Raw genomic sequence first — 24286 nt, forward strand, 5'->3', positions numbered from 1 at the left:
GATATAGTTCTATATTACTTGTTACTAATTAGTAGCTCTCTTTCTTTTGCCTAAGGAAGGCAACAATAGTAAGAAGCAAGTAATGATGATTGTCACTGTTAAAGTAATAACACCATGATTAAAGTCGATGGCTTGATTGTTTACCTGCTGGGCCAGGCTGTTTGAGCTGACGCTCAAGCAGTTAAGATAGGTGCTTGGCAGCCATTGAGCAACTTTAGTCACTGGCACAATAACATATACACACAGGTTCAAACCGACCGTCAACAAGAGCACGATCAGTAAAGTTGGGAACTTGTCGCGGATGATTTTGGCAATAAGTTCCGTCAAGCTGGCCAGTTGGAGGAGCAGCAAGAGTTGCAGGCAAAGAGATGGAGCCAGCAAGCGCCAGCTGGCAATGTAAGCCGGATAGCTTTTTCCGCCATGCCAGTGGTAGACCAAGTATGGGTAATCCCAGCTGCCCAAGCCATAGAAGAGGCTGGCCAGAATAAAAGCCAGAAGGTTGATCAGCAAAAACATGCCAAGCAAGGTCAAGAAGTTGGCAGTAATTTTTTCACCCAGGCCGGCCAAGCGGCTACCTGGCAAAAGGCTGGTCAAATCATATCTCTGCCGGTAAGAATCAGTCGCCAGCTGAGACAAGATAAAGACACCAATCAAGGCAAAAACGATTGGCAAGTAGGTTTCGTTCAAGTTAAACAGGAACTGAATGCCTTTTGAAGGCTGCTCAGTCTGATAAGGCTGGGGATGCTTCTTTAAATAGGAAAACAAGAGAGTTTCCTTATTTAGTTCTGCAATTAGCTCTTGATCTTGTCCTTGATCCGAATCCACAGATTGCTTAATTTCTTGTACATCAACAAGTTTATGTTCATAAACTTGCTGCCATTTTTTCTCTTTGAGCAAGCTCATCAGCTCTTGATTTCGACGAATCTTTTGCTGGTTTACTGTTATGTCTCCCTTAATCTGCCGATATTTAGCACTTGATTTCGCAGATTTTTCTAGACTCTTTTGCTGTTTGCTCACAATATTGTTTCCTTGAGCAATGCTTTCAGCTGTCTGTGCCTCCAAAGTCAGTGTCCGTGAATTTCTGGCATTCAGATACAAGACGCCAAAAGACAGGGCCAGAGCCAAAGTCATGCAGATTAGGGTCAAGTTGCTTTTAACTGCCTTCTGCAGTCTAAAAATCATGTACGACATCAGACTCAACTTCTTTCAAGCTTCCATTCATCAGCTGCAGGCGCTGACTTTGAAAAGCACGAACCTCACTTGCATAGTGGGAAGTCAGCAGAATTGTCTTTCCCTGCTCAGCTTCCTGGGCCAAGCGTTGGTAGAGCTGCTGGCGGCTGGCTTCATCCAAACCATTGGATATTTCATCCATCAGCAGGTATTTGGCCCCGCTGGTAAAATACATCGCAATCAGCAACTTTTGCTTCATACCGAGAGAGTATTTCTTGATTGGCAGTTTGACAAACGCACCCACGCCCATAAAGTCCAATTCTTTTGCTAAATCAACGTTAGAATGCCACTTCTTCTGCACCAGTTTTAAGTAGTCCAGGGCATTCAAGCTAGGATTCAGCCAGTCATTGCTCTCAAAAAAGAAGACCTGGTCGCGGACCTGCTCGTAAGGCCGACCATCAAATTCAATCTGCCCTTGAAAAGGAATCAGATTTGTCATCGCTCTCAGCAAACTAGTTTTACCAGCCCCATTTTCAGCCGTAATCTGATAGAAGGCTCCATCAGCAAAACTATAGTCACAGTTGGTCAGGATCGGCTGCCTGGTTTGCAGAGTCAAATTCTGCAGCTTCAACATTTTGTTTCCCTCCAAGAAGGCAATGTGAATATTGCCTTTTTAATTAATATCCACCTTGATAGAAATTAACGTGGATATAGCGAATGTAGTTCCAACCAGAACCAATTTGTTGGTTTTGATAGCCGATTTGCCGTGACCAGCTAGGAACCTTCACATACTTATAATGAGTAAAGTGTGACTCATTACCAGTAAATTTATTTCTATCAAAATGATATGACTTTACCGCGCTACGAGTTGCAGCTTCGGCAGGCATATATGTATTGCCTACACCTAAACCTACAGTTGCAAGCATGGTAACGGATAATAATGAAATTAACAACTTTTTCATTTTGGTTACCTCTCAAAACATACAACTACGCGTGGTGCTAGTTGAAGAAGTTGAGTCCATATCTCTGTAGGATGTAGCTGATATTGTAAGTTAGTACGATTATCTCGACGGTTTGTTGGAAACCGTCTGTACTTCTTGCAAGAATATTTTCAATTCCGTAGTACTTTAGTACAGAGAACACACTCTCGATCGTTCGGCGAATTGCCATTAGCTCTCTTTTGTTATGCTGCTTAGCACCTTTCATATTTTTCCGGTAAGGTGTCCACAGTATATAGCCGTTTATCTTGAGAGTATCGTGCAGCTGCTTGCCTATATAGCCTTCATCGCCTAAAATAAAGTGCCCTTCGGGATGGGTAGTGAGAATCAGCTCTTCTGCTTCTTTTGCATCGTGTATTGATGCTTGTGTGATTACATAGCCAAGAACATAACCGTCTTGAGCTACGGCAAAGTGGCCTTTAAAGCCGTAATAGTAAAACTGTTTGGTTGAGTTATAGCCAATGTTGGCAATTCCTTCAAACACTTTAGCTCTGCGGTTTCTGATTGGCTGACACAAAGGCATGGGTAGACTGTCAATGATCATGTACTGATCAGACAGATCGACTCTTGAGTTTAGTTCGTTGACGATCTGAACAGTGATGCCAAGAAGCGCTCTAGCTCTGCGATTGAAACGAGATCTGGAGAGCCCACAAAGTCCCCAACAGCGAGCAAATCTGCGCTGAGAAGATATACCTTCCTCAGCTTGCCAGACAAGTAATGCAATAATTTCGTAGTCTGGAACCTTTACCAGACTGGCATTGCGACGGTGAGTTAACCGAGATGGAGCGTACTTGTAATAAAGTTTCTTGCAGATTTTCGACAAAGTTCGAAATTCCACTTGCAAACGGTGACTATAACGTTTAATCTGTAGTTGGTTCAACATTGTAAGGACTCCTTTCTTTTTTCCAACTAGAGTCTACAATGTTGGACCTTTTTTGTTAAGAAATTGAAACTATATTTCAACTAGCACCACGCGTATACAACTATTGTTTACAACTATAATTATAGTCGTCAGCTCCTAAATATCAATTAATTATGCAAAGAGTTGATATAGCGCAAATTGCTTATCTAAAAAAATTACTTGCCATTTTTACAATAAAAAAAGCCGTGGCAACCGCCACAGCTTTTCAAAGAGTTATTATTCAGTATTTTTTAGACCAGCTTCTTCCGGATAGCACCAGAGATCCAGTCGATGACCACAACCATAACGATGATCCCCAAAAGGATGATCCCGACCCGGCTCCATTGCCGGTAGTTCAAGGCAATGATCAAAGGATAGCCGATACCACCGGCACCAACCAGACCCAAAACGGAAGCGGACCGGACGGACACGTCAAAACGGTAAAGGGTGTTGGAAACGATGGCTGGCATCAAGTCAGGCAGGGTTGCAAAAACTGCAACGTTGAACTTGGACCCGCCGACCGCCGTAATAGCTTCAGCTGGACCATCGTCCAAACTTTCAATCGCTTCTGAGAACAGCATGGCCAGCATCCCGACTGAGTGGAAACCCAAGGCCAGGGCACCGGCTGGAGCGCCTGGACCAACGGCCTTAATGAACATCAAGGCCAGAACGATTTCCGGGAAGGATCTGATAAAAGTCAAAACAATCTTCCCGCTTTCAGATACCCAGAACTTCTTGTGCCGGGTGTTGGCAGCCCAGAAAGCAAAAGGAACTGAAATGATAGCGGAGATGAAAGTACCCAGGAAAGCAATACACAAGGTCTGCCACAATTGGGAAACCAAGTCTTCCCCGCTGCCGTTATAAACATATGACCAGTCCGGGTGGAAAAGGCCATTGAAGATCGCCCCGGTAATCTGGCCGGCAGTTGGCTTGATCCCGCCGAAGTCGATGCCCGTGCAGGACCAAATGATGATGGCGATGGAAATGATCCAGCCGCCCCACTTAATTGCTCTGGACTTGGCCGTCACTGGTTTTGGTGGTAATTTCTTCATTGTCGTATCCATTAGCGCATCAAAGCCTCCCTTGCTTTAGTTGAAACAAAGTCGATGACCAAAACAACCAAGAAGACAACCAGGATGATCATCCCCGTTTGGTTGTAGCTGAACATGTCCAAAGTGTTCTTCAGCTGTAGACCGATACCACCGGCACCGATGTAACCGAGGATCGTAGATGCCCGGACGTTGATTTCAAAAGCATACAGGGCGTAGCTGATGAAGTAAGGCAAAATCTGCGGCATAACGGCAAACATGATGTTGTTCATCCCGTTGCCCCCGACTGCCTTGATGGCTTCACTTGGACCTGGATCAATGGTTTCGATGGCTTCGTAGAAGAGCTTGACCACAACACCGAAGGTGAAGACGATCAAGGCCAAGATACCGGCAACCGGGCCGATACCAACGATGGCAACGAAGATTGAACCCAAGAGCAGGTCTGGGATAGTTCTGATGATGTTCATAATGAAACGCAGAACACCGGTAATTACCCGGTTGTGGACAATGTTTCTGGCAATCAAGAGTGAGTAAACGAAGGCCAAAAGGGACCCGATAACCGTACTGATGATGGCCATCTTGATCGTTTCCACCAGGTAAGGAATGGCAGTGCCGGCGTATGACCAGTCCGGCTGAGCCATCTGCACGAAGATTTCCGCGAACTGGTCAAAGTTGGCGAAAAATTCCGGCAGACTTGTCTGCGTGTTGTTAACAGATAAAACCAGACCCAGGATCATCAAGATGACCCAGACCCAGTTCCACATCTTAAACTTCTTTTTTGGAAGTTTTAACATGTCGCGGTCAGTTGCTGACATTGTTAGTCTTCCTCCTTACCCTTGCCGCCATTGTAGATGTTGTCGAAGACGCTTTGCGGCGTGTCTTCCATCTTACCGTCATATACGATTTCCCCGGCCCGGACACCGATGACCCGGTGGCCGAATTCCTTGGCCAATTCAATTGAGTGCAGGTTAGCCACGACCGTCATGTCATACTTTTCGTTCAGCATCTTCAAGTCTTCCATAACCTGGCGGGAAGTCTTCGGGTCCAAAGAAGCAGTTGGTTCGTCGGCTAAAATAATTTCCGGTCTTTGGGTCAAAACCCGGGCAATAGCCACCCGCTGCTGCTGACCACCGGACAACTCGTCAGCCCGAGAGTAGACCTTTTCAGCCATACCAACGCTTTGCAGGGCTTCATAAGCTCTTTGCTTGTCTTCGTCAGTAAAGAGGTTGAAAGTCGTCTTCCAGGTTGGGTAGTAAGCCAGCCGGCCAGCCAAAACGTTCCGCAAAACGCTGGAACGCTTGACCAGGTTGAAGCTTTGGAAGATCATCCCGATCTTGCGCCGCATAAGGCGCAGGTTCTTGCCCTTGGCCTTGGTGATTGACTCACCGTCAATCAAGATGTCACCTTCAGAAATGTCGTGCAGGCGGTTGATGGCCCGGAGCAGAGTAGACTTGCCGGCACCGGAAAGACCAACGATTACCACGAACTCACCCTTGTTGATTTCCAGGTTGATGTTCTTCAAACCAACGGTACCATTGTCGTAGACCTTGGTAACGTTCTTCATTTCGATCATCGGCTGTTCTGCCATGAATAATAACTCCTTAAATAACTAAATTTGCTTTTTCATTGAAAATCGTGTCCTACGTAAAGCGGGGCACGATTTCACTATAGTATTCAGTTGATAGTCTTTGTGATATCAATGACTACTTGGTAGCAGCCATCTTGTCGTACTTGCGGACGATGTCGAAGTTTGAGTCCTTTGAAGGGGTGTAGCCTTCGTGGCTGTAGATGCTTTCGATAATCTTCAAGCTCTTCTTGTCATCGCGCAGAGATTCGAAGGCCTTGGACAGCTTCTTGCGGAAGGAGCTGCTCATGTCTGAACGAACTGAGATAGTGTCGTTAGGGATGCCCTTAGTGAAGTAGATTGGAACAACCTTCTTCATGATGTTTGGTTGGTCTGCCAAAACAGTGTTACGTGCGTCTTCGAAAGTGAAGGCAGCGTCGACGTCCCCGTTAAGAACGTCAAGCACGGCTTGGTCGTGGCCAGTTACAGTTACCAGGTTGGCGTTGCCCTTCTTAGTCAAGTCCAGGCCCTTTTCCTTCAATTCAGCGATTGGGAAGATGTAGCCGGCTGAAGAAGTAGCGTTTTGAACGGCAATCTTCTTGCCCTTCAAGTCCTTCCAGCTCTTGATCTTTGAGCCCTTCTTAACCAGGATTTCTGCCCGGTAGAACTTAACCAGCTTGTTGGTTGCCTTACCGCCTGGTTGCTTTACCCCGTAACGGAGAGCTTGCAGCAGAACGTCAGCAGCCTTTTGCTTGTGGGCCAGAACGTAACCATCCGGTGGCAGGAAGCCAACGTCAACCTTCTTTGACTTCATGGCTTCGACAACCGTGTTGTAGTCGGTTGACATTGAGATCTTAACCGGAACGCCAAGCTTCTTGGAAAGGATCTTTTCAAGCGGCTTAGCCTTGGCTTCCAAAGTGGAAGCAGCTTGACTAGGAACAAATTGGATCGTCAAAGGGTGTGACTTTGATGGAGTGTAGCCCTTTGATGAAGAAGATGATGACTTGCTTGAAGAGCAAGCAGTTGCCAGCACGGCAGCAGCAACAGTTAAAGCACCAAACAATGCTTTCTTGAACTTTTTCATTATTTCCCCCTGAAAAATGGTTAATGAAAGTTAAAACAGTACAACAGCAGCATAAGGGATGAGCCTGAAAGCAGCCAGAGGAAGGCACACACAAAAGCTTCCTCTATCGGTGGCTCTCACGCTCATGCATCTCATCGGAACGACAGCTAGGCGAATCTCGCTTCTGTGTTCTGGAACAATTCTACCAGAAATATTCGGGTTTTAGCAAGCTTTTTTCGGATTTTTTACCCAAACTAATTGATCCGGTCCAATTTTGTAAACAAAAAGTTAATGAAATAGCGAAAAATTACACAAACTACTAACTTAATCGGCTGAAATCCGAACAAAAGTAAAATTCTAGTTAAATAAACAAGAAATAAAAGAACGTTTGGAAATTGTTCCAAACGTCCTCTTTTTAAGCTATACTTTTATCAGCCAGCTTACTTGGCAGGCATGTTGTTGACGTCAGTTCTGACGATCAAGACATCGGCCATGGCGTGCTGGTTGACGTATTCGGTAACTGACCCCATCAGCATCCGCTCAACAGCGTTCAAACCGGTGGCGCCCATCACGATCAAGTTGTTGCCGTGGTCCTTGACGAAGTCGTAAGAGATGATTCTCTTCGGGCTGCCATAACGGATGTGGTAGTCAAGGTCGTCAAAGGCCAGGTTGTCGTGGGCCCATTGCTTGAGGCTCTTGAGGTATTCCTCTGAGTCTTGGGTCATTTGGTAGATCGTGTCGCCTGAGATCAAGGTGTCCTGCATTTCGCCCATGAACTGCCGGGTGTCGATCACGTTCAAAACATCAACGTGGTAGCCGTTGTTGGCGGCAATCTTCACGGCCTTGTCAAAAGCACGTTCAGCGGATTCAGATCCATCGACAGGTACCAAAATTTTGATTTTTTCTTCAGTCATAGTGCTCATCTCCCGTACTATCTACGTATTTCGCTTATCTATATTTTAACATAAGTCACGGTTTAGTAATGCGCTTTCGCAAAATTGTTACATCTTAAACTTGCAAGGGAGCATTTTTTAAGCGGGATGAAAAAATCAGTCAATTAAAAAACAATTGAAAGAAAACAGAAAAGACAGATATATATAAATAAGAAAGGATTTAACCATGACTTCATTAAAGCAGCAATTGCTGGCCGTTAAAGGCGGCCGGAACTTCCGTGAACTGGGCGGCTACCAGACCGTTTCCGGCAAAAAGATCAAAATGCACAAGCTGATCCGGAGCGGGCACTTGGCCGACCTGCTGGCAGAAGACCAGGAGTACTTGCGCCGCTACGGACTCAAGTACGATATCGACCTCAGAACCAGTTTTGAAAGAAACAAGCAGCCGGACCGAAAGATCGCAGGTGTTGAGTACTTTGCCGACCCCGTTTTCGATGAGGACTTGACCAACTCCACCATGAGTATTTCAGACATGGCAAGAGAAAGCCAGGATCCAGGCTGGGGCTACCAGCGGATGCTGTGGGCCTACAAGAACATGGCGACCGGGAAGAACGCCAACAAGGCCTACCAGCACTTGTTTGAAGTTCTCCTGGCTAATGAAAAAGACGGTGAGAGCGTGCTTTTCCACTGCACGGCCGGGAAAGACCGGACCGGTTTCGGGGCAATCCTGATCTTGACGGCCTTGGGCGTACCGATGAAAACCATTGAAAAAGACTACCTCTTCACTAATGAAGTAATCAAGGACTTCGTCAGCCAGCTTTTGGCCAAGGAAAAGGCCGCTGGAGCCGATGACAGCCTCCTGGCGACCTTCCACGATTTGCAGACCGTGCAGCCGGCCTACTTCAAGTACCTGCTGGACGTCATCAACCGGGACTATGGCAGCATCAATGCCTACCTTCACCAGCAGATCGGCCTCTCTAATGCTGACCTGTTGGATTTGCGGACGATATACCTGGAGAAATAACTCAAGAAAAATATTGACATACTTCTTTCGTAATGCTATTCTTTTGCTTATGAATTGAATCATTTATGTATATCAGTATTGGAGAATCAGAATGATAAAAAGAAGTATGTCCTTAGTAATCGCTGCATTATCCCTTGTTACAGTCGGCTCAGCTGGTTTGGTCCATGCAAGTAATAATCATACAGACACCAGTTGGGATGCTATTCTGCCTAGGAATGGCGGTAACTACTACACTGGTGCCAGATATAAGACTGACAAATCTCGTACTTATGTGCGTGTCAAAGAAGTTGGCAAAGGTATGGTTAATGTCTGGGCACAAAAGAGTGATGGCGTAGAAATTGATAATCCAAAATATTCCCTTAAGGCTGGCCAATATCAGCTAATGTACAACCGGGCATACGAAATCTATGGTAAAACAAAGATTCGCTTAGCGATCGAAAGTAGAGAAGGGTATGTGGTCCATGTTCACGCCAGTGGTGTCTGGAGTCCTGACTCGGTAAAAAAGAAGTAATTACCAAGCATCTGGCAAGCCAGATGCTTTTTTAGGAGGAGCAACATGATAAAACAACAGCTTATCCGGCTCAGCAAGCGCTGGCAGGGCTGGCTTGCCCTGGCCATTGGCTTTGCCATAATTTTTCTGCAGGCCCGGACTATCTCATCTGCAAATGCGTATTTTATCAACAGTGCCTATGTCCATTTAACTGGTTTTGACTATACCGGGCTCGGCAGCCGCAGCTACTATGTTATTCTGCCTTTAACTGCTGCCTTAGCCGCCGGCAGCACCATTGCTGAAGATAAAAAGCAGCACTTTCGCGAAATGCAGCTCAGCCGATTTCCATTAAATAAATACTTTACCAGCTGTTCAGCAAGTTCTTTTATTTTTGCTGGTTTAATCGCGGTTTTGCCACTCATTTGTGAGGGGATCTTTTTCTTTAGTCAATACTCCCTGGCTCCCTTATCCCGAAAATATGAACTAACGCCAATCAACCCTGGCGGCTGGAGCGCAGGTCTGTTCTACTCTCATCCAATTGTTTTCTGGCTGCTTGGCTTGCTTATCGTCTTCATTTTTGCAGGTCTCTTGAGTCAGCTATCACTCATTGCTTCAGCTTTTGGTCTGCGCAATGGATTGGAAGTCATCGTTCCTTTTGCCATCACGCTGACCAGCAGTATTCTGCGCGACTTCAGCGGTTTTGAACCGCTCTCTATTCCCAGCATTATCACCCCAACATTCAGCAATGAATATCCCTTCACGGTCTTTGGACTTATTGTTTATTCCATCTTAATCCTCGCTGTAGTTTGGGGTGGTTTCCTAATAAAGGAAAGAAACGATGTTCTTGATTAAACAGCTCTTAATCATTCAAAAAAGGCGGCTGCTGATCATCGCGGCCGTCTTTTCGCTTCTCCTGCTTGCCCTCCTGTTTGCCGAACCAGCCGGCTCTGCTGCCAGCCTTCAGCTACTGGAAGCCAACCTGCTTTTTCCAGTAATTTCTTTATTCAGCGGTTTAACAGCAGCATTTTTCCCATCAAAAAATGACCCATTGGCCCGGGTTCGCTGGAAAAGTCCTAAACGCTGGCTGACCTGGAAGCTGACTTGGCAGTTGCTCATATCATTTGCTTGTGCAATTTGGTCAGCCTTCCTGGCAGCCATTGTTTTTTCCAGTAGCGGCAAGATCGAATTAGCTAGCAGCCTGCTTTCCATCTGGCTGCTGTTGCAAAATCTTTGTTTAACGCAAAGCATAGTTCTTGTCATCTGGCTGCTCATGCCACACGGCAATTTATACCTGCTGACTTGCCTATGCTATCTGGCAGCCTGGCTTTTCTTCATGTCAGCCTTCTCCAAAAACTGGCTGAGCCTGTTGACCGGAACTGCCTTTGCTGGCCAGCCACAAATTTTGTTCTACTTTAGTTGCTTGGTCTGGGGCGTAATTTTGCTGCTATGGTTCTTAGCTGACTGTCTGCTTAGCCAGGAGGAAATCAAATGAGACTTCATTTTCATAATCTGAAGCGGCGGCAACTCTTTTGGGCAGGCATTTTGTTTGCCTGCCTAGTCTGGAATTTAGCCAATCCATTTTCCGGCAACCGCAATCCATTTGATGTAATGCAGCTGCCCGATCTGACCGTTATCAGCGCTAATCTGGCTTGGATCTGCTACTATGCCCTGGCTGAATTGCTGCTCTTGCCGGAAATGAAGAGTAGCCTGCTGATACTTAATCCTTTTGTTTATGTCAGGCAGGCTGACCGACGGCGTCTTTTTCGAGCCAGTCTAATTAAAATGCTGCTGTTTACAGTTAGCTACAATATCCTGTTTTCACTAGCCCTGCTGTTCTGTTTCGGTTTTACCGCTTGGATGCTGCTTTTGCGGATTTTGGCGCCAGCTAGTTTGAGCCTTTTGGCTTTCAACCTGCTCTTAACCAGTCTATTGCTGCTTGGCAGGGACTATGCCCTGCCGGTCGTCATTGGCTGCGGACTGGCTATCCTGGATCTTGTAAGTAAGAAAAACTTAATTTTGCTCGCCAATATCGCTGCTTTTTCCTACTTCTTAGAATTAATCGTGATATTAACCTTGGCTGCTGTTCTTTATTACATTAACCTGCAAACAGAACTTCTGTAAATCAAACGAAAGGGAAAAATATGTCATACCTTACTCTCAACCATGTTTCCAAGACAATTAAGGGCCAGCCTGTCTTAAACGATATCAATTTGTCTGTCGAAAAAGGCGAAGTTGTTGCTTTCACTGGCGACAACGGTTCTGGTAAAACCATGCTTTTACGCGCCATCTTAGGCTTTGTCAAAACTAGCGGTGAAATCAAGCTAGCCGGGCAATCGGTTCATTTTAATCAACAGTTGCCAGTAAACTGCGGCACAATCATCGAAACCCCAAATTTTATTCCTTACTTGACAGCACTCGAGAACCTAAAGTACCTCGCCGCCATCAACAATACCATCAGTGAAGCTGAAATTATTGAAAGCATGAAGATTTTCGCCTTGGATCAAAAAAAGGACTCTAAAGTAAAGTCCTTTTCCTTAGGCATGCGGCAAAAGCTGGCCATTATTCAAGCTGTTATGGAGAAGCCTGATCTGCTGCTTCTGGACGAACCAACGAATGGTTTGGATGCTAAAGCTATCCAACTTTTTATCTCTTTGATCAAAGAAATGCAAAAGCAAGGAACGACTACCCTTTTGGTTAGTCATGATCCTCTGCTATTGCAGAATTTACCGCAAAAAATTTACCATTTGACGGATGGGCAATTAGACCAAAGTCAGCATTAAAATCCCGCATCCCGCAGGGCAGAGTACAAGCCGGCAGGATCAGTCTGGGCAAAAATCCGGCTGAGGGCTTCTGGTTCAGCCTGGCTGAGGAAGGTCATGGTTCTGGCCAAAAGTTCAGCTTGGCCGTCCGCCTTTTGGTCCAGCAGCATGAAGCAAAAGCCAACTGGCAATTCACGGCTGGGATCGACCACGCTCTTGAAGCTGACCGGGTCCAGCAGCTTAATGGGAACGACCCGTTGCTCTTTGACAAAGCAGCCTTCCGTATGCGGAAAAGCCAGGTTGGGAAGACCCGGGGCCAGATTGCAGCTGGCCAGGCCAGTCGGAAAATCCTCTTCCCTGTCCACCACCTGGTCTAAAAAGCCGGCCGCTACCAGCCCCTGCTCCAGCAGCTTTTTGTAGACTTGGGCAAACATGTCGGCCCGGTCTTCGGCCCGCAAAACAAAACAGCTTTCCGCTTTTAAGAGTTCTTCAGTCACTTTTTCCACCCCTTTTTTAAAAATACAACTACCCTTATTATAAGCTATATAGCGCTGGCCAACTTGACTGGCGCTTAATTTTTGACTAGTCAGCCGGGGCGGAAAATGGTAAAGTTATTCTAGAAAAAGAAACACAATATCTCGCAACAGACATGAAAGGAATACAAGATATGCCAAAAAAGACGATCTACTTCGGTGCCGGCTGGTTCACTGACCGCCAAAACAAAGCCTACAAGGAAGCCATGGAAGCCCTCAAGGAAAATCCAACGATTGACCTGGAAAACAGCTACGTTCCCCTGGACAACCAGTACAAGGGCATCCGGGTCGACGAACACCCGGAATACCTGCACGACAAGGTTTGGGCTACGGCCACCTACAACAACGACTTGAACGGGATCAAGACCAACGATGTCATGCTGGGCGTCTACATTCCTGACGAAGAAGACGTCGGCCTGGGCATGGAACTGGGTTATGCCTTGAGCCAAGGCAAGTACGTCCTTTTGGTTATCCCAGATGAAGACTACGGCAAGCCGATCAACCTCATGAGTTGGGGCGTCAGCGACAACGTAATCAAGATGAGCCAGCTGAAGGACTTCAACTTCAACAAGCTGCGCTTCGACTTCTACGAAGGTGCCGTATATTAAAAAAGCTACATCTAACAAAAAGCCTGCCTTCCGCAATTTTGGAAGACGGGCTTTTTCTCTTTTCTAAAACTCCCGGGGGGCTTTTAAAGCATTTGGCACAAAGACTTCGGCTCTAAATTCTCCCCCGCCGCTGGCAAGCGCGGTTTTCGGGCTAAAAGTTAACCGCAGGCGGCCGTGGTAAGGCTCCAAAAAGGATTTGACCTTGCCTAAGCCAATCCCCGTCCGTCCGTTCGCCGCAACACTATCCCCTTCTGGCCCGACCTTGACCCCCTTATCCGTTTGATTGGCTACGGTCAAAAGCATGGTTTTCCCGGAAAATTTCAGCACTGCCTTAACCTGGTGGTCTGCCGCCAGTGAGGCTGCCTGGCAGGCATTTTTCAAAAGATTGCCGGCAATAATGCACAGATCCAGCTGCCGCAAGGCTAAGTTGCCGGGAATCACCCCAGTCCAGCTGATTTCAACCTGCGGATACCGGGCGGCCAGGTCGCCAATCACGGCATTGATTCCGCTGTTACCAGTATCGATCAATTGCCGGGTCATCTGGCTGCTACCAACCAAGTCGTCAATATAGGCAGTCAGTTCCTGATACTGGCCGGCATGAGCCAGGCCCTGCAGGCTGACCAAGTGCTGGCGGGCATCGTGGCGGAACTTCTTGGTTTCTTTCTCCCGGGCCAAAAGCGATTCATAATAGTTTTCCTCAGCTTGGAGCAGCTGCTCTTGTTCACTCATCTCGCCTTTTAATTTCCAAACCCTAAACTGTCCTTGTAAAAGAGCCATGTCCAGCCAGACGGCAACTCCAGCCAAGCAGGCCTCTAGCACTGGCAGCTGCTTTTGCAAGCGAAGATAGGCTTGAAAGCGACCTGCTGTCAGACTCGCCGCGCCCAAAGCCAGAATTTCCAGGAAAACAAACAGCCACTTGGCCTTGTCCGGCCAGCTGGCAAAAACATTTTTGACCTTAGGCGCCAAAAACAGGTAAACGAAAGTCAAAGCTATGGCAGCTTCAAAAACAAGATCAGCCGCGCCCACTTCTTGACGGCGGAGCAGCTGCTTTAGACTCAGATCCAGCAGGCTTAAAACCGCATAGCTGCCCAGCTGGCTGAGGTCTTTTTCCTTTAATGGCCCCAGCAAAGTCCGGCCCAAAGCAAGCAGGGCATAGATCAAAGCTTCATTCAAAAGTCCCAGCTGGGGACCGGCCAGGCAGTAGGCCACCAAACCAAAAAAGTAAATCCCCAGCAACCAGGCCGGCCTGATTTTCTCGGCAAAGAGATAGGCAAAAGCCAGATAAAGCTTGCTGAACTGCAGCAGGATAAAAGCCGTGTTCAAAAGCGTCACGGCATCGATAGACAAATTCATATTATGCTCCAAAATCACAGCGGCTGGGCATAAAAGCGCAGGTAGTCAAGCCAGGCAGCTTCAACAGCTTTGACCTGGCGGCGGGGAAGCAGGATTGGCTGCTTAAGGCCGGCAAGGTAGAGCTGATTATGCTTCAGATCACTGATATGCTGGTAAGCCACGATGTATTGCCTGCTCACCCGGCCAAACAAGGCGCTGTCCAGTTGTTTTTCCCAATACTTCAAGGGTTCTGGGCTGATTACTTTTTTGTCAGCCGTATAGATGCAGCTCTGGTCTCCCAAACTTTCCAGCAGACGGATTTCATTTAAGGGCAGAGCAGTCATTGCCTTGTCCGGCAAAGGGACTGCCAAGAGCTGCCTGGCCAGGATTTCCTGGTAAGCAGCCCGCAAAACCAAGGCAATATCCTCCTTCTTCCAGGGCTTGAGCAAGTAGCGGAAGGCCTTCACTTCGAAGGCGGAAGGCATATAGCGGTCATAAGCAGTTAAAAAGACCAGCAAATCGCCGCGCTTGTCACGGCGCAGGCGACGGGCCGTCTCCATGCCGCTTGTACCAGGCATTTCGATGTCCAGAAAGATCAAGTTGTACTTTTTTCCTGCTTCAAGCAGGTCATCCCCGCTCGCGTAGCAGTCGACATGTGCGGCGTTTAACTCCATGACTAGCAACTGCCGCAAACTCGCGCGTTCTTTTTCCTCATCGTCGCAAACCGCTATCCGCAGGCCCAGTTCCTCTTTCATCCTCTTCTACCCTTTCCGGCCAATCATCCGTTTAACTTCTGTTTTGCTCTTTTTGCTCAAAAGCTTTCCATATACCAAAGTATACAGCAGGATAAAGGAAAACTGGCAGATCAAGAGCCCAGCAGGACTTGCAGCGTAAAGGACAAGCAAGATAGCCGTGACCAGAAAACAAACAAGCAGCGCTAAGGCAGCCGCCACCGCGGCAGGCGGGAAGATTATTCTCCACTTGTGCCCACTGGTAAACAAGGCGAAAACCTTGGTCCGGTTGAGCTGAACCCAGGCAGCAGCTTGATAGTTCAAGATGCTGGCCAGCAAAAGCAAGAGCAAGATGCAGTTCAGCAGCTCCCACAAGCAGCTCTTTAAGTAGAGCTTGGCCAGCTCCAGCTTGCTTTGGGCGAGCTGCTTCAAGCGGAAAGGCTCTGGCGAGTAAATTTTTGTCAAGCCGCGCCGCTTTAAGGCAGGAATAAGCTTATCTGACCGGATAAAGAAGAGATTGCCTGTCGACAAAGCTGGATATAAAAAGCCATGCATGTCATAAATCTGGCTGGGCCGTTTACTGTAGATGATCAAGGGCTTGCGGCAAAGTTGAAAATCTTGCGTTTCATTTAGAGCGACCAGCTTTTTCCGGCTGGTCAACAAGTGCATCCCTTTCGGCACGGTTTGCCGCTTTGCGGTATTAAGTGGCAAGATTCTGCGCAAGAAATTCCGGCTTTCTGCTGGCAAGTCGGCCAGGGCAACTTCCTTTAGGTCCTGGCGGCTGATACCGGCCAGCTTTAAAGCCTGGTCATTGACAAAAACGATGTGGTCATATCCCCCTAATTCAGCTTTTGACGTTTGCATTTGGTCATCCATGATTAGGGACAAAACCGCGTTGCCTTGCCGCTCTTCATCTTTGATGAGCGCGAGTTCAGCCGGGTAATGATCTCTTTGGTCCAAGCGGCCATCATCATCAAAACTGACGGCTGCTGGAACTTGCTGCCATTTTTCCTTTGACTGGTAATTTTCATAGGCACTCTTGGCCAGTAAGGCCGCTTGCGGCAGGGACCAGGCTAACAGCAGCAAGGCTGATACTTGCAGGCAACGCAGGGCGATTTTTCCTTGATTTTTTCCAGAACCGCGGCTGACGCGAAATTTGTCCGGCAGCTTCATCAGCAGCAGTGAACAGAAAATCAAGACCAGTTCAATCAACAGTAAAAGAGCAGAATTGCCTAAAAAACTTTTTTCACGAAAAATCAGACCAAACAACAAAATACCAAGCAGGCTGCCATCAAGGCTCCAAACAAAGAGACAGGTAAAATTATCCAGACAGATTTCCAACCTGCTGATTCCGGCCAGCAGGCGAATAGTATCTTTGCGATAGCCAAGCTGCAAAGGCAAAAGCAGGCTTGTGACGTATAAAAGCAGGCTGCAGATCAAAGGCAGCCGGTCTACTGCATCGCGGCCGGGTCCAAGAGAATACAGAAAGACAAGGGCGAAGAGCAAACTGGAAGCGGCAATGTTGATTCTATTACGCATGGTCATTCTCCCAGACAAATTCGCGCGTCACACTTTTGCGCCAGGTCTTCATCGTGGGTGGCGATAAAGACGAGCGCGCCTGCCTGTGCCTGTTTTAAAAGCAAATCAGTGACCAGCTGGCGGTTGGCCGCATCCAAAGAAGCGGTCGGTTCATCCGCGTAGATCACCTGACCCTGTTTGTATAAAAGGCGGGCCAGACCCAGACGCCGCTTTTCCCCGCCAGAAAGCACGGCTGCTTTTTCATGAGCTTGCGTTAAACCAAGCATTTTCAAGCAATGCAAGGCTTGTTCCTGGCTCTTTTTCGCCTTAGTCAAAGAAACGTTGTACAGCAGGCTTTCTTCATCGATGATTCCAGCATCTTGATAGAGAAAGGCCGCCTTTTCCCGCCAAAATTTCTCCCTTTTCCCTTCCGGCCAGCTGCTGGCATTCTCGCCATTGATCAGAATTTTTCCCTTGCTTGGCAGGCTTAACAAGCCGAGCAGGTTGAGCAGAGTAGTTTTGCCAGCGCCGGACCGGCCAACCAGGGCAACTGCTTGACCGCCATTTGCTTGAAAAGATAAATCTTGAAAAAGCAGCTTGTCTCCTGTTTGCGCCGTAATCTGATCGGCAGAAACACTTATTCCTTTCATCGCGCTACATCCTCCTAAATAAAAACTGGAAACATCTAGTTACTTCAAGAAGATGCTTCCAGACTTTTACTATTTGACTATTCGGTAATAGTATCGATCAACGGTCTTTGGCAGATTAATTGCCCAAACTTCGGCAATGGATGTTTTGCCAGCAGCCGTATTAATTGACCGCTGTTCATGCTTTTTGCCTTTTCTATCAATATACACGACTGTTGACCCATGCTTCTTGTTTACCTTGTATTCAGAGTGTACTTTTGCATTCCAAAATCCATATGTCCACTTCCCCCCTTCAGCGGGATAGCGAACATGCTTACCAATTGACAAATAAAGTGATGGGAACAATGGTGATGAATGAGTTGCTGTCCATTGCTCTTCAACCATTCCTTGAGTCCAATTCTCATTGTCAACTGAAATATTCTCCTTGATCACATCGCTGTCAACAGCTGTAGCTGCAAATGCCGGTGATACAGACATAAAGGAAATCGCACTGACCAACACAGTGCTTACTAATAACTTTTTCTTCATTATGTTGAATCCCCCTTTGTTTCAACACCGTAATTCTATCCCTAAAAGTAGTTCCAAAACCGCAAATGCCGATGAATGGTCATCTGCGCCGGTGAATGGCAACAAAAAGCCCGCTGACCAGCAGCGAGCTTTTTTGATTCCTACCCAAAGCAGATAATAAAGATATTTATGACCAGATCAAGTACAGGTATTGACCAACAAATATATCGTAAATTTGCTTTACCATCATTTCCAAAATATGCTGGCTTTTCTAACAAATATAAGCAAAAGATAAAAATGCTATTAACTAAATAAGAAAGTAAAGACGGAGAGTTGAAAAAGCTATTTATTTTTGCACCGGTAAAGCAAAATACTGATATAAGATTTAACATAACCAACAAAAACAACCATTTAAAAGAAATTTTTTCTTCAAAAAAGGCAGTAATGTCTACAAGCAAAAATAAAAGCAATGGTATATATGCCGCTAGGCTAAGTAGCTTTTGTCCATTATAATAATTGCTATTAATTGCCACTATCGACATCATAATTGAATACACACTCATCAGAACAAGTACAACATTTTGAAGTAAGAAACTTCTCTTTTTCATTTTTGTCACCTTAGTACTCAGTTACCTTATAAACATATGATGCTACGAAAGAACCTTTCCAATTACCAATAAAACTGTGAGGCAAAACATAATGTCCTATATTGTAATGCTTTACAGAATCCTTAGTTGCACCATAATACCATGCACAGTAGACATACTTGGAACAGTAGCTCGTTGTTCTATCATATAAATTAGGGGAAAGTAGGTATTTAGGATTATTGCTAATATACATATCATGGTATGCGTATCCCGCTGCATCTTCAGCATAATGCGGATGCTTCTTCACTCGGTAAACCGCAACATAATCTTTTCCTTTTGTATGCTTAGCGAACCAGCTTGCCTTTCCCACATGAGTTGCATGTGACCAAATATTCGGCATCTCTAAAATATGGCTAGAAGAGCTAGCAATGGCGGCATGGCCAACATGATTTGGAATTGAATTATTAGAAGAACTAGTCCCATAGCAAACCAAGATATCGCCAGCCTTCATCTTATAATCTCTATTTGCGGATACACCCACCAACCTAATTTTATTAGTTGAGGACGTTGAAGATTTGTGATTGATAATAATAGGTTTATCTTCAGTTGTTTGAACAGGAACTTCATAATTATCTTCAGCCAGGTAATCTTCAAAAGATATACCCGGATATTCATAGCAATACTTTAGATATCGTGGATAAACTGTATTCTTGCATAAGTTGACGAATTCTGATTCCGTCATGTTATCGTCTGTAAGAATTCCTTTACTACGCCCAATAGAATATGCTTTCACAAATTCATTGTCGCTATTACTAGTTCCAACATCAGCTTTAACAGTACCCTTGGATTGAAGCAACAGTAAAACACCTAGGGCAACTACAATATTTCTCTTCAATTTTCTTCTCATTTGATTTAATCCTCCTTTGTTTCAACACCGTAATTCTATCCCTAAAAAAGTTCCAAAACCGCAAATGCCGTTGAATGGTCATCTGCGCCGGTGAATGGCAGCAAAAAAGCTCGCTGATCAGCAGCGAGCTTTGCTATTATTCTTCCCAGCGGATTTCTCCATTCAAGTAGGTCTTCGCCAGGGACATGTCATCCTTCAAAATCAAGAAGTCAGCAGGCAGGCCCGGACGAATTGCCCCGCACTTATCCAGCAGGCCTTGGCTGCGTGCCGGATTATAGCTGGCCATCAACACGGCCTCTTCCTTGCCAGCCAACCCCCAGTCAACCAGGTTCTTCACCCCGTCCTTCAGCTGCAAGACGCTGCCGGCCAGATTGTCGCCCTCCTTCAGGCGCGCCATCCCGTCCTTGACGTATACCGGCAGTTCCCCCAGCATGTAGTCGCCATCCGGCATCATCCCGGCTTCCATGCAGTCAGTGATCAAAACGATATGGTCCTTGCCTTTAGCCGCCAGCAAGGCCTTGATGGCGCTAGGCGTGACGTGGTGACCATCCGCAATCAGTTCGTTATCCATGTTCTCTAAGGCCATGGCCGCGTTGGCAATGTTTGGCCGGTTGTGAGAGAAGTCTGGCATCCCGTTAAAGGTGTGGGTAAAAATCGTTGCCCCAGCCTGAGCAGCTGCCTTAGTCTGGTCGTAGCTGGCACTGGAGTGACCCAAGGCCACCTTGACTCCCCGGCTGACAGCATAGCTTACGAAAGCTGGCGTTCCCGGACGTTCTGGCGCAAGAGAGATCTTCTTCAGCATCCCCTTTGACGCTTCCAGCCACTTGTCCAGTTCTGCCGGGCTTGGGTCAATCATGTATTTTGGATTTTCCGCCCCCGCGTGTTCTTCCGTAAAAAATGGGCCTTCAAAGTGAATCCCTTGAATCTTAGCTCCGCTTTCTTCTCCCTGGTGAGCAGCCAGCATCCGGCAGACTTCAGCCAATTGCTCACTGGACGCGGTCACTGTCGTTGGCAGCCAGCTGGTTACCCCGGCACTCAGCAAGGCTTCAGACAAGCGATTGATCCCCTCCCAGTCGCTCTTCATCACGTCTTCTTTGACAGAGCCGTGGATGTGAGTATCGACATAGCCCGGTGCCACACTGAAGCCAGTGTAGTCCACCGCGTCCGGCACTTGGCTGCCTTCTGGCAGGTAGGCCCCGAATTTACCATCAACAATCTCTAAATAGCCGCCTTTTCCCCGGCCATTTGACAGGTAAAACTGATCAGCATGAATGTAATAGCGCATTTTTTCTCCTTAGTAAAACAATCTTTTTCTTCTATTATTCTTAACTCTGTAAGCCTTTTAGTCAATGCTTTGCTAAAAATTGAGCAAAAATAAAACTGCCCGTTTCAGGCAGTTAAAGATCAGCTATTGGATTCTTTGAAGAAGAAGCCCTGCGACCGGACCAGGTCTTCAGCAACTTTCTTCTGCTCATCCGTCAAATTGTAAAAACTTAGCCGCAAGCCGCCTTCAAAGAGCATCAATGCTAAATTATCATGATCCTGCAAGGCAATTTTTAAACCAAGTGTTTCGTTCACGCAAAAACGCTTGATGAGCTTGCTCAAGTCCGGGTATTCTAATTGGCTTAGAAGATCTTGATGACGCAAGGAGTTCAGCCAGTCATCACCGTAATCTACATCATGCAAATAGATTTCCGCGTCATAATAGCTGACCAGGCCCAAAATAATGAAAGAAAGCTTTTTAGAAAAAGATTTATAGTACTTTTCTTGAATAAATGACTCAAACTCATCAAATTTATCATTTCCAGCTTGAAAGGTTACAGGGAAGAAATCAAGGTAATACCATTTCCCTTCATTCTCTTCATCATCTTTAGCCAGAATATCATCTAGTTTATTTTCCAACAATTCTACCCCTAAATCTGTCTTCATCTAACCCAAAGATAAACACAGGCAAAAGCCCAGCCGAATCAAAGTTAAAAGCAGGATGATCAGCCAGCTCTTCTGCAGCTTCATCCCTGCCCAAGCGGCTAAGCCTGTTAACACAACATACACCAGCAATCCGAGCAAAAGCTGCCAGCTGAAGGCCAAGAATAAAATAAGGAGGTTGGGCCAATAAGCTGTTGCCAAACCTGGACTGAGCAATTGCCAGATGGCGCGGTTTTCTTCTTTCGCTGACAGTCGCCGCACCTTCATGAAGACCCACACTTCCTGCAGGTCTTGCTGGCAGGAAACGAAGATCCACAGCTGCATAGCCAAAAGGCCAAGGCCAAACAAGATAGTGACCGGAGTGAGCAAGTAGATCCCGTAGCTGATCTGCCCTGCCGCTGCTGCTTTGTGCGGTCCTTGGACTTCTATAAGCCAGACTTCCAGCAAACTGACAATCACGCTTAATTGCAGAAACCGTTTGTTAATTTTCATTTTGAGTCAGCACGCCTTGCTCTAAGACATAATGCTTGTTGTAGTTGATGCCTGGCACTTGATCGTGGGACGCGATCACCACGCTCCGCCCTTCTTTAGCCAGGTCATTGACCAAATCCGCGAAAACCACAAGGGAATCCGCGTCCAAGCCTCTTGACGGTTCATCCAGCAGAATCACGTTCTGCTTTTCCATGATGGCCTGGATGATCCCGGCCTTCTGCCGCATCCCAATTGAATACTTGCTCATGCGCTGCTTGCTGGCTAAATCCAAGCCCAGTCTTTGGCAAAAAGTCTGCGTGTAGTCATAGTCAAATTCATGCTTGAGCTTGGCCAGAAAACTCAAGTTGCTCTTCAAGTCAGCGAATTCCAAGAAGCCAGGGTTTTCAATCAAGGCGCCGATTTCGTCTTTTTCGCCCAAAGTGCACTTACCGCCAGTTGCCTGGTAGATGCCGGTAATTGCTTTGAATAAGGTAGATTTCCCGCAACCGTTTGGCCCGGTGATGTGGGCCAGGTCGCCTGGCTCAAGGGTAAAGGTCGCGTCCTTAATTACTTCCTGCCCTTGAAAAGACATCTGCAAGTGGTCAACTTCTAACATTTCTTTCCTCCAAAAATTATCAGCTTAATCGTCCTACAAACTGCCAATAGCTCTAAGCGCACCATAAAGAGGCCCAAGCTCAATTAAGTAGTGATATAAAAGTGGCAATAATGTGGCTGCTGCTAATAGCGGCCAGCCATTTGGCAACGTAAAGCTATAGGCATACAAGGACATTGTCAGCAGCAGAATCAAAAACTTAGCCAGCAGAATGATGATCGTCAGCCGAAACTCAGCTGGTCCTGCAATGCGGGCTCCAAACAAATAACAAATCGCAAGCTGGCTTACATAAAAGAGACTAGCAGTCAGCAGATTAAACTGAAGAATTTTTACATAAACCTTAGCAAGCGACTGACGTAATTCGACTAGCTCCCGGCTCTTTCTAAGAGCCAAGTCATAGCCCAAAATGATCAAGCAAGCCGGTAGCTGGATTAAGTAGGTGTAAAAGCCCGCCAAACCAATTCCAAACAGATTTTTTATCGGTGAGATGACAGGAGCAATAAGCGCTAAAAAGAGCATCATCCCCCAGACAGTCTTGGCTTTCGGATTCCAAAAAATCAGCTTCATTAATCCAGCAGTCCTTGCCCTGCTCTATGCATATAAAGACGCGCAAACAAAACAGAAAGGCCAGCATAAAAAATCAGGCTGACAAGCGGATATACAATTGTAACTCCCATTAGTTTTCCATTAACAGTCATGACACCTGGAGCCTGTATATTGCCAAAAAGCAGCGCGTATGCAAAATCATAGAGAACCGGAATATTCGTTTGAGCAATGACTATTGGAAGAACTGAACCAGCAAAACTGACCAGCAAGGCTACAGGAATCACCAAAATCGTCCGTTTGACAAAGAGACAAGTACTATAAGTCAATAAAGCCCAAATTCCCCAGCCCAGTGCTGAAATAACAGTATAAATCAAAAATTGTAAGCTGGCATTTTGGCTAAAAAGCGTAAAAGAAGTTTCTGATTGCTTAAAAGTAAGAGAAAAATCCAGATATCCGAACTTGACTGATACAAGCAAAAGTTCCATAGCAGTCAGCAATAAGCGGTACACGGCAGCTAGCACAAAAAGCTGCAGCCCCTGTTTAGCCCAATAGTTCCGCCTATTTACACGGGTCAGAGCGCTGCTGTCCAAGTTGCTGTTCTTTTGATAGATCAGCATCCAGCTGACGATTGCTGGGAATAAGGCCAAAAATAATACAAAGTGAATTATCGACTCATATCCACCCGCGAGCTGCGAGTTATAAAACAGTTGCCAAGCCAAATTCGCACTAGGCTTAAGCATCTTATTTGCCTCAATAGCGCCAAGCTGGTTCTGTGCATCAACCAGTGTCAATAAGGCTAATCCACCGAAAACATAGCGATTCTTTACTAAGTTCATCCCTTTCACCTACTTTTTATCCGCACTAAAGTGCAGTCTTACATTGCTGTAGTTGGGTTCGAAATTAGAAGATCTCACTGCCGCACGATAATGCTTATTTTTCACGCCAGTGTTATTGCCCCCTCTAGTTGTTTTATTTTTTTGCAAATTAGTTTCCGCTGATCGTGTTTCACCAACATTATTCACTAATTTAACTTTATAGCCAAAAGAATTTGGCATAGCATCACCATTAAATGACGCGTACTGGCTATTAGTTGTCTTCAAATTTGACTTTTGAGTTACACCCCATTGCCCCCAGCCGGGTACTCCAGTTGTTCCAGCGGTCCATGTTGCAGCACCAACTAACCCAGTTACTGATAATAGTGACATTGCAATTAACCCTGCCGTCAATAATTTTGCTTTTTTCATTACATTTTCCTCCTTGTTTTATAAAAATAACCTATTTTTTCTTTTTGATTATATCATTATTTGTTTTTTGCGTCAATGTGAAAAAGAGTTTTTTGTTATATATTATGCTTAACAAGCGCTAAGTATTTTCAGCTTTTTGCTAAATATTGTTAGACAGGTACTTCCTTTTTTATGAATAAAATATGTCTGCAGCTTATCCGGCAAC

General features: G+C 46.1%; 31 protein-coding genes. 7 read left to right on the top strand and 24 right to left on the bottom strand.

Features of this window, described 5'->3' with window-relative positions; genetic code table 11:
- Positions 1-24 precede the first annotated feature (24 nt).
- The 9 genes from ACYVUV_RS09725 to ACYVUV_RS09765 form a co-directional block, all read right to left on the bottom strand.
- Positions 25-765 carry a hypothetical protein gene (locus tag ACYVUV_RS09725; RefSeq protein WP_484499292.1) on the bottom strand — a complete coding sequence of 247 codons (741 nt, stop codon included), beginning with the start codon at positions 763-765 and terminating at the stop codon, positions 25-27.
- Positions 766-1171: 406 nt separating this feature from the next.
- Positions 1172-1804 carry an ABC transporter ATP-binding protein gene (locus tag ACYVUV_RS09730; RefSeq protein WP_484499293.1) on the bottom strand — a complete coding sequence of 211 codons (633 nt, stop codon included), beginning with the start codon at positions 1802-1804 and terminating at the stop codon, positions 1172-1174.
- 43 nt (positions 1805-1847) lie between these two features.
- Positions 1848-2132 (bottom strand): hypothetical protein, encoded by a 285-nt coding sequence (locus tag ACYVUV_RS09735; protein WP_484499294.1) that lies wholly within the window; start codon positions 2130-2132, stop codon positions 1848-1850.
- Positions 2133-2169: 37 nt separating this feature from the next.
- Entirely contained in the window at positions 2170-3048 is an 879-nt protein-coding gene (locus ACYVUV_RS09740; protein ID WP_484499368.1) for an IS982 family transposase, read from the bottom strand.
- A gap of 272 nt (positions 3049-3320) precedes the next feature.
- Complete coding sequence (gene phnE / locus ACYVUV_RS09745) at positions 3321-4133, bottom strand: phosphonate ABC transporter, permease protein PhnE (protein ID WP_439776192.1); 813 nt, start codon at positions 4131-4133, stop codon at positions 3321-3323.
- Positions 4133-4933: a phosphonate ABC transporter, permease protein PhnE gene (phnE, locus tag ACYVUV_RS09750; protein ID WP_439776191.1), complete on the bottom strand. Its 801-nt coding sequence runs from the start codon at positions 4931-4933 to the stop codon at positions 4133-4135. The genes phnE (ACYVUV_RS09745) and phnE (ACYVUV_RS09750) overlap by 1 nt, the downstream gene beginning before the upstream one ends.
- Before the next feature lie 2 nt (positions 4934-4935).
- Positions 4936-5706, bottom strand: a complete 771-nt coding sequence (gene phnC / locus ACYVUV_RS09755) for a phosphonate ABC transporter ATP-binding protein (protein ID WP_484499295.1) — start codon at positions 5704-5706, stop codon at positions 4936-4938.
- 115 nt (positions 5707-5821) lie between these two features.
- Positions 5822-6766 carry a phosphate/phosphite/phosphonate ABC transporter substrate-binding protein gene (locus tag ACYVUV_RS09760; RefSeq protein ID WP_439776189.1) on the bottom strand — a complete coding sequence of 315 codons (945 nt, stop codon included), beginning with the start codon at positions 6764-6766 and terminating at the stop codon, positions 5822-5824.
- 419 nt (positions 6767-7185) lie between these two features.
- Positions 7186-7659, bottom strand: coding sequence for a universal stress protein (locus ACYVUV_RS09765; RefSeq protein WP_439776188.1), 474 nt, complete (start codon positions 7657-7659; stop codon positions 7186-7188).
- Between the two features lie 205 nt (positions 7660-7864).
- Here ACYVUV_RS09765 and ACYVUV_RS09770 point away from each other — a divergent pair, with 205 nt between their 5' ends.
- The 6 genes from ACYVUV_RS09770 (at position 7865) to ACYVUV_RS09795 (ending at position 11932) form a co-directional block, all read left to right on the top strand.
- Positions 7865-8662, top strand: a complete 798-nt coding sequence (locus ACYVUV_RS09770) for a tyrosine-protein phosphatase (protein WP_439776187.1) — start codon at positions 7865-7867, stop codon at positions 8660-8662.
- A 91-nt stretch (positions 8663-8753) separates the two neighbouring features.
- On the top strand, positions 8754-9173 hold the full coding sequence (locus ACYVUV_RS09775) for a hypothetical protein (RefSeq protein ID WP_484499296.1): 420 nt from the start codon (positions 8754-8756) through the stop codon (positions 9171-9173).
- A 45-nt stretch (positions 9174-9218) separates the two neighbouring features.
- Positions 9219-10004, top strand: a complete 786-nt coding sequence (locus ACYVUV_RS09780) for a hypothetical protein (RefSeq protein WP_484499297.1) — start codon at positions 9219-9221, stop codon at positions 10002-10004.
- Positions 9991-10644 (top strand): hypothetical protein, encoded by a 654-nt coding sequence (locus tag ACYVUV_RS09785; RefSeq protein ID WP_439774969.1) that lies wholly within the window; start codon positions 9991-9993, stop codon positions 10642-10644. The genes ACYVUV_RS09780 and ACYVUV_RS09785 overlap by 14 nt, the downstream gene beginning before the upstream one ends.
- Positions 10641-11273, top strand: coding sequence for a hypothetical protein (locus tag ACYVUV_RS09790; RefSeq protein WP_439774970.1), 633 nt, complete (start codon positions 10641-10643; stop codon positions 11271-11273). Before ACYVUV_RS09785 ends, ACYVUV_RS09790 begins: the two co-directional genes overlap by 4 nt.
- A 20-nt stretch (positions 11274-11293) precedes the next feature.
- The gene (locus tag ACYVUV_RS09795; protein ID WP_439774971.1) at positions 11294-11932 is read left to right on the top strand and encodes an ABC transporter ATP-binding protein; all 639 of its coding nucleotides are present in this window, start codon (positions 11294-11296) and stop codon (positions 11930-11932) included.
- Here ACYVUV_RS09795 and ACYVUV_RS09800 read toward each other — a convergent pair.
- Positions 11929-12408, bottom strand: a complete 480-nt coding sequence (locus ACYVUV_RS09800) for a PTS sugar transporter subunit IIA (RefSeq protein WP_439774972.1) — start codon at positions 12406-12408, stop codon at positions 11929-11931. The two genes, ACYVUV_RS09795 and ACYVUV_RS09800, sit on opposite strands and share 4 nt — an antisense overlap.
- A 170-nt stretch (positions 12409-12578) precedes the next feature.
- On the opposite strand from ACYVUV_RS09800, the gene ACYVUV_RS09805 reads away from it, so the two are divergent.
- Entirely contained in the window at positions 12579-13052 is a 474-nt protein-coding gene (locus tag ACYVUV_RS09805) for a nucleoside 2-deoxyribosyltransferase (protein WP_201330142.1), read from the top strand.
- A gap of 63 nt (positions 13053-13115) precedes the next feature.
- On the opposite strand, the gene ACYVUV_RS09810 is transcribed toward ACYVUV_RS09805, so the two are convergent.
- The 14 genes from ACYVUV_RS09810 to ACYVUV_RS09875 all read right to left on the bottom strand — a co-directional run bounded on the left by ACYVUV_RS09810 (position 13116) and on the right by ACYVUV_RS09875 (position 24081).
- Positions 13116-14405: a GHKL domain-containing protein gene (locus ACYVUV_RS09810; RefSeq protein WP_439774973.1), complete on the bottom strand. Its 1290-nt coding sequence runs from the start codon at positions 14403-14405 to the stop codon at positions 13116-13118.
- Positions 14406-14419: 14 nt separating this feature from the next.
- On the bottom strand, positions 14420-15139 hold the full coding sequence (locus ACYVUV_RS09815) for a LytR/AlgR family response regulator transcription factor (protein ID WP_439774974.1): 720 nt from the start codon (positions 15137-15139) through the stop codon (positions 14420-14422).
- 6 nt (positions 15140-15145) lie between these two features.
- On the bottom strand, positions 15146-16654 hold the full coding sequence (locus ACYVUV_RS09820) for a hypothetical protein (protein WP_439774975.1): 1509 nt from the start codon (positions 16652-16654) through the stop codon (positions 15146-15148).
- Between the two features lie 2 nt (positions 16655-16656).
- Positions 16657-17283: an ATP-binding cassette domain-containing protein gene (locus ACYVUV_RS09825; RefSeq protein ID WP_439774976.1), complete on the bottom strand. Its 627-nt coding sequence runs from the start codon at positions 17281-17283 to the stop codon at positions 16657-16659.
- A gap of 69 nt (positions 17284-17352) precedes the next feature.
- The gene (locus ACYVUV_RS09830; RefSeq protein WP_439774977.1) at positions 17353-17808 is read right to left on the bottom strand and encodes a lactococcin 972 family bacteriocin; all 456 of its coding nucleotides are present in this window, start codon (positions 17806-17808) and stop codon (positions 17353-17355) included.
- 140 nt (positions 17809-17948) lie between these two features.
- Positions 17949-18395, bottom strand: a complete 447-nt coding sequence (locus ACYVUV_RS09835) for a hypothetical protein (RefSeq protein ID WP_439774978.1) — start codon at positions 18393-18395, stop codon at positions 17949-17951.
- 10 nt (positions 18396-18405) lie between these two features.
- Positions 18406-19281: a hypothetical protein gene (locus ACYVUV_RS09840; protein ID WP_439774979.1), complete on the bottom strand. Its 876-nt coding sequence runs from the start codon at positions 19279-19281 to the stop codon at positions 18406-18408.
- A 136-nt stretch (positions 19282-19417) separates the two neighbouring features.
- Positions 19418-20566 (bottom strand): N-acetylglucosamine-6-phosphate deacetylase, encoded by a 1149-nt coding sequence (nagA, locus tag ACYVUV_RS09845; protein WP_439774980.1) that lies wholly within the window; start codon positions 20564-20566, stop codon positions 19418-19420.
- A 119-nt stretch (positions 20567-20685) separates the two neighbouring features.
- On the bottom strand, positions 20686-21183 hold the full coding sequence (locus tag ACYVUV_RS09850; protein WP_439774981.1) for a hypothetical protein: 498 nt from the start codon (positions 21181-21183) through the stop codon (positions 20686-20688).
- A gap of 27 nt (positions 21184-21210) precedes the next feature.
- Positions 21211-21699: a hypothetical protein gene (locus ACYVUV_RS09855; protein WP_484499298.1), complete on the bottom strand. Its 489-nt coding sequence runs from the start codon at positions 21697-21699 to the stop codon at positions 21211-21213.
- Positions 21689-22294, bottom strand: a complete 606-nt coding sequence (locus ACYVUV_RS09860; RefSeq protein ID WP_439776094.1) for an ATP-binding cassette domain-containing protein — start codon at positions 22292-22294, stop codon at positions 21689-21691. Before ACYVUV_RS09860 ends, ACYVUV_RS09855 begins: the two co-directional genes overlap by 11 nt.
- Before the next feature lie 33 nt (positions 22295-22327).
- The gene (locus tag ACYVUV_RS09865) at positions 22328-22858 is read right to left on the bottom strand and encodes a hypothetical protein (RefSeq protein WP_439776095.1); all 531 of its coding nucleotides are present in this window, start codon (positions 22856-22858) and stop codon (positions 22328-22330) included.
- Positions 22858-23673, bottom strand: a complete 816-nt coding sequence (locus ACYVUV_RS09870) for a hypothetical protein (protein WP_439776096.1) — start codon at positions 23671-23673, stop codon at positions 22858-22860. The genes ACYVUV_RS09865 and ACYVUV_RS09870 overlap by 1 nt, the downstream gene beginning before the upstream one ends.
- Before the next feature lie 9 nt (positions 23674-23682).
- Positions 23683-24081, bottom strand: a complete 399-nt coding sequence (locus ACYVUV_RS09875) for a choline-binding protein (protein ID WP_439776097.1) — start codon at positions 24079-24081, stop codon at positions 23683-23685.
- Between the last annotated feature and the right edge of the window lie 205 nt (positions 24082-24286).

The organism is Lactobacillus sp. WILCCON 0149 (assembly GCF_057197965.1).

Excerpts from the sequence above, each read along its gene's own strand:
- ACYVUV_RS09730 (WP_484499293.1), bottom strand. The coding sequence starts at position 1,804 with ATGTTGAAGCTGCAGAATTTGACTCTGCAAACCAGGCAGCCGATCCTG.
- ACYVUV_RS09735 (WP_484499294.1), bottom strand. The coding sequence starts at position 2,132 with ATGAAAAAGTTGTTAATTTCATTATTATCCGTTACCATGCTTGCAACT.
- phnE (WP_439776192.1), bottom strand. The coding sequence starts at position 4,133 with ATGGATACGACAATGAAGAAATTACCACCAAAACCAGTGACGGCCAAG.
- phnE (WP_439776191.1), bottom strand. The coding sequence starts at position 4,933 with ATGTCAGCAACTGACCGCGACATGTTAAAACTTCCAAAAAAGAAGTTT.
- phnC (WP_484499295.1), bottom strand. The coding sequence starts at position 5,706 with ATGGCAGAACAGCCGATGATCGAAATGAAGAACGTTACCAAGGTCTAC.
- ACYVUV_RS09760 (WP_439776189.1), bottom strand. The coding sequence starts at position 6,766 with ATGAAAAAGTTCAAGAAAGCATTGTTTGGTGCTTTAACTGTTGCTGCT.
- ACYVUV_RS09765 (WP_439776188.1), bottom strand. The coding sequence starts at position 7,659 with ATGACTGAAGAAAAAATCAAAATTTTGGTACCTGTCGATGGATCTGAA.
- ACYVUV_RS09770 (WP_439776187.1), top strand. The coding sequence starts at position 7,865 with ATGACTTCATTAAAGCAGCAATTGCTGGCCGTTAAAGGCGGCCGGAAC.
- ACYVUV_RS09775 (WP_484499296.1), top strand. The coding sequence starts at position 8,754 with ATGATAAAAAGAAGTATGTCCTTAGTAATCGCTGCATTATCCCTTGTT.
- ACYVUV_RS09780 (WP_484499297.1), top strand. The coding sequence starts at position 9,219 with ATGATAAAACAACAGCTTATCCGGCTCAGCAAGCGCTGGCAGGGCTGG.
- ACYVUV_RS09785 (WP_439774969.1), top strand. The coding sequence starts at position 9,991 with ATGTTCTTGATTAAACAGCTCTTAATCATTCAAAAAAGGCGGCTGCTG.
- ACYVUV_RS09790 (WP_439774970.1), top strand. The coding sequence starts at position 10,641 with ATGAGACTTCATTTTCATAATCTGAAGCGGCGGCAACTCTTTTGGGCA.
- ACYVUV_RS09795 (WP_439774971.1), top strand. The coding sequence starts at position 11,294 with ATGTCATACCTTACTCTCAACCATGTTTCCAAGACAATTAAGGGCCAG.
- ACYVUV_RS09805 (WP_201330142.1), top strand. The coding sequence starts at position 12,579 with ATGCCAAAAAAGACGATCTACTTCGGTGCCGGCTGGTTCACTGACCGC.
- ACYVUV_RS09810 (WP_439774973.1), bottom strand. The coding sequence starts at position 14,405 with ATGAATTTGTCTATCGATGCCGTGACGCTTTTGAACACGGCTTTTATC.
- ACYVUV_RS09815 (WP_439774974.1), bottom strand. The coding sequence starts at position 15,139 with ATGAAAGAGGAACTGGGCCTGCGGATAGCGGTTTGCGACGATGAGGAA.
- ACYVUV_RS09820 (WP_439774975.1), bottom strand. The coding sequence starts at position 16,654 with ATGCGTAATAGAATCAACATTGCCGCTTCCAGTTTGCTCTTCGCCCTT.
- ACYVUV_RS09825 (WP_439774976.1), bottom strand. The coding sequence starts at position 17,283 with ATGAAAGGAATAAGTGTTTCTGCCGATCAGATTACGGCGCAAACAGGA.
- ACYVUV_RS09830 (WP_439774977.1), bottom strand. The coding sequence starts at position 17,808 with ATGAAGAAAAAGTTATTAGTAAGCACTGTGTTGGTCAGTGCGATTTCC.
- ACYVUV_RS09835 (WP_439774978.1), bottom strand. The coding sequence starts at position 18,395 with ATGAAAAAGAGAAGTTTCTTACTTCAAAATGTTGTACTTGTTCTGATG.
- ACYVUV_RS09840 (WP_439774979.1), bottom strand. The coding sequence starts at position 19,281 with ATGAGAAGAAAATTGAAGAGAAATATTGTAGTTGCCCTAGGTGTTTTA.
- nagA (WP_439774980.1), bottom strand. The coding sequence starts at position 20,566 with ATGCGCTATTACATTCATGCTGATCAGTTTTACCTGTCAAATGGCCGG.
- ACYVUV_RS09855 (WP_484499298.1), bottom strand. The coding sequence starts at position 21,699 with ATGAAAATTAACAAACGGTTTCTGCAATTAAGCGTGATTGTCAGTTTG.
- ACYVUV_RS09860 (WP_439776094.1), bottom strand. The coding sequence starts at position 22,294 with ATGTTAGAAGTTGACCACTTGCAGATGTCTTTTCAAGGGCAGGAAGTA.
- ACYVUV_RS09865 (WP_439776095.1), bottom strand. The coding sequence starts at position 22,858 with ATGAAGCTGATTTTTTGGAATCCGAAAGCCAAGACTGTCTGGGGGATG.
- ACYVUV_RS09870 (WP_439776096.1), bottom strand. The coding sequence starts at position 23,673 with ATGAACTTAGTAAAGAATCGCTATGTTTTCGGTGGATTAGCCTTATTG.
- ACYVUV_RS09875 (WP_439776097.1), bottom strand. The coding sequence starts at position 24,081 with ATGAAAAAAGCAAAATTATTGACGGCAGGGTTAATTGCAATGTCACTA.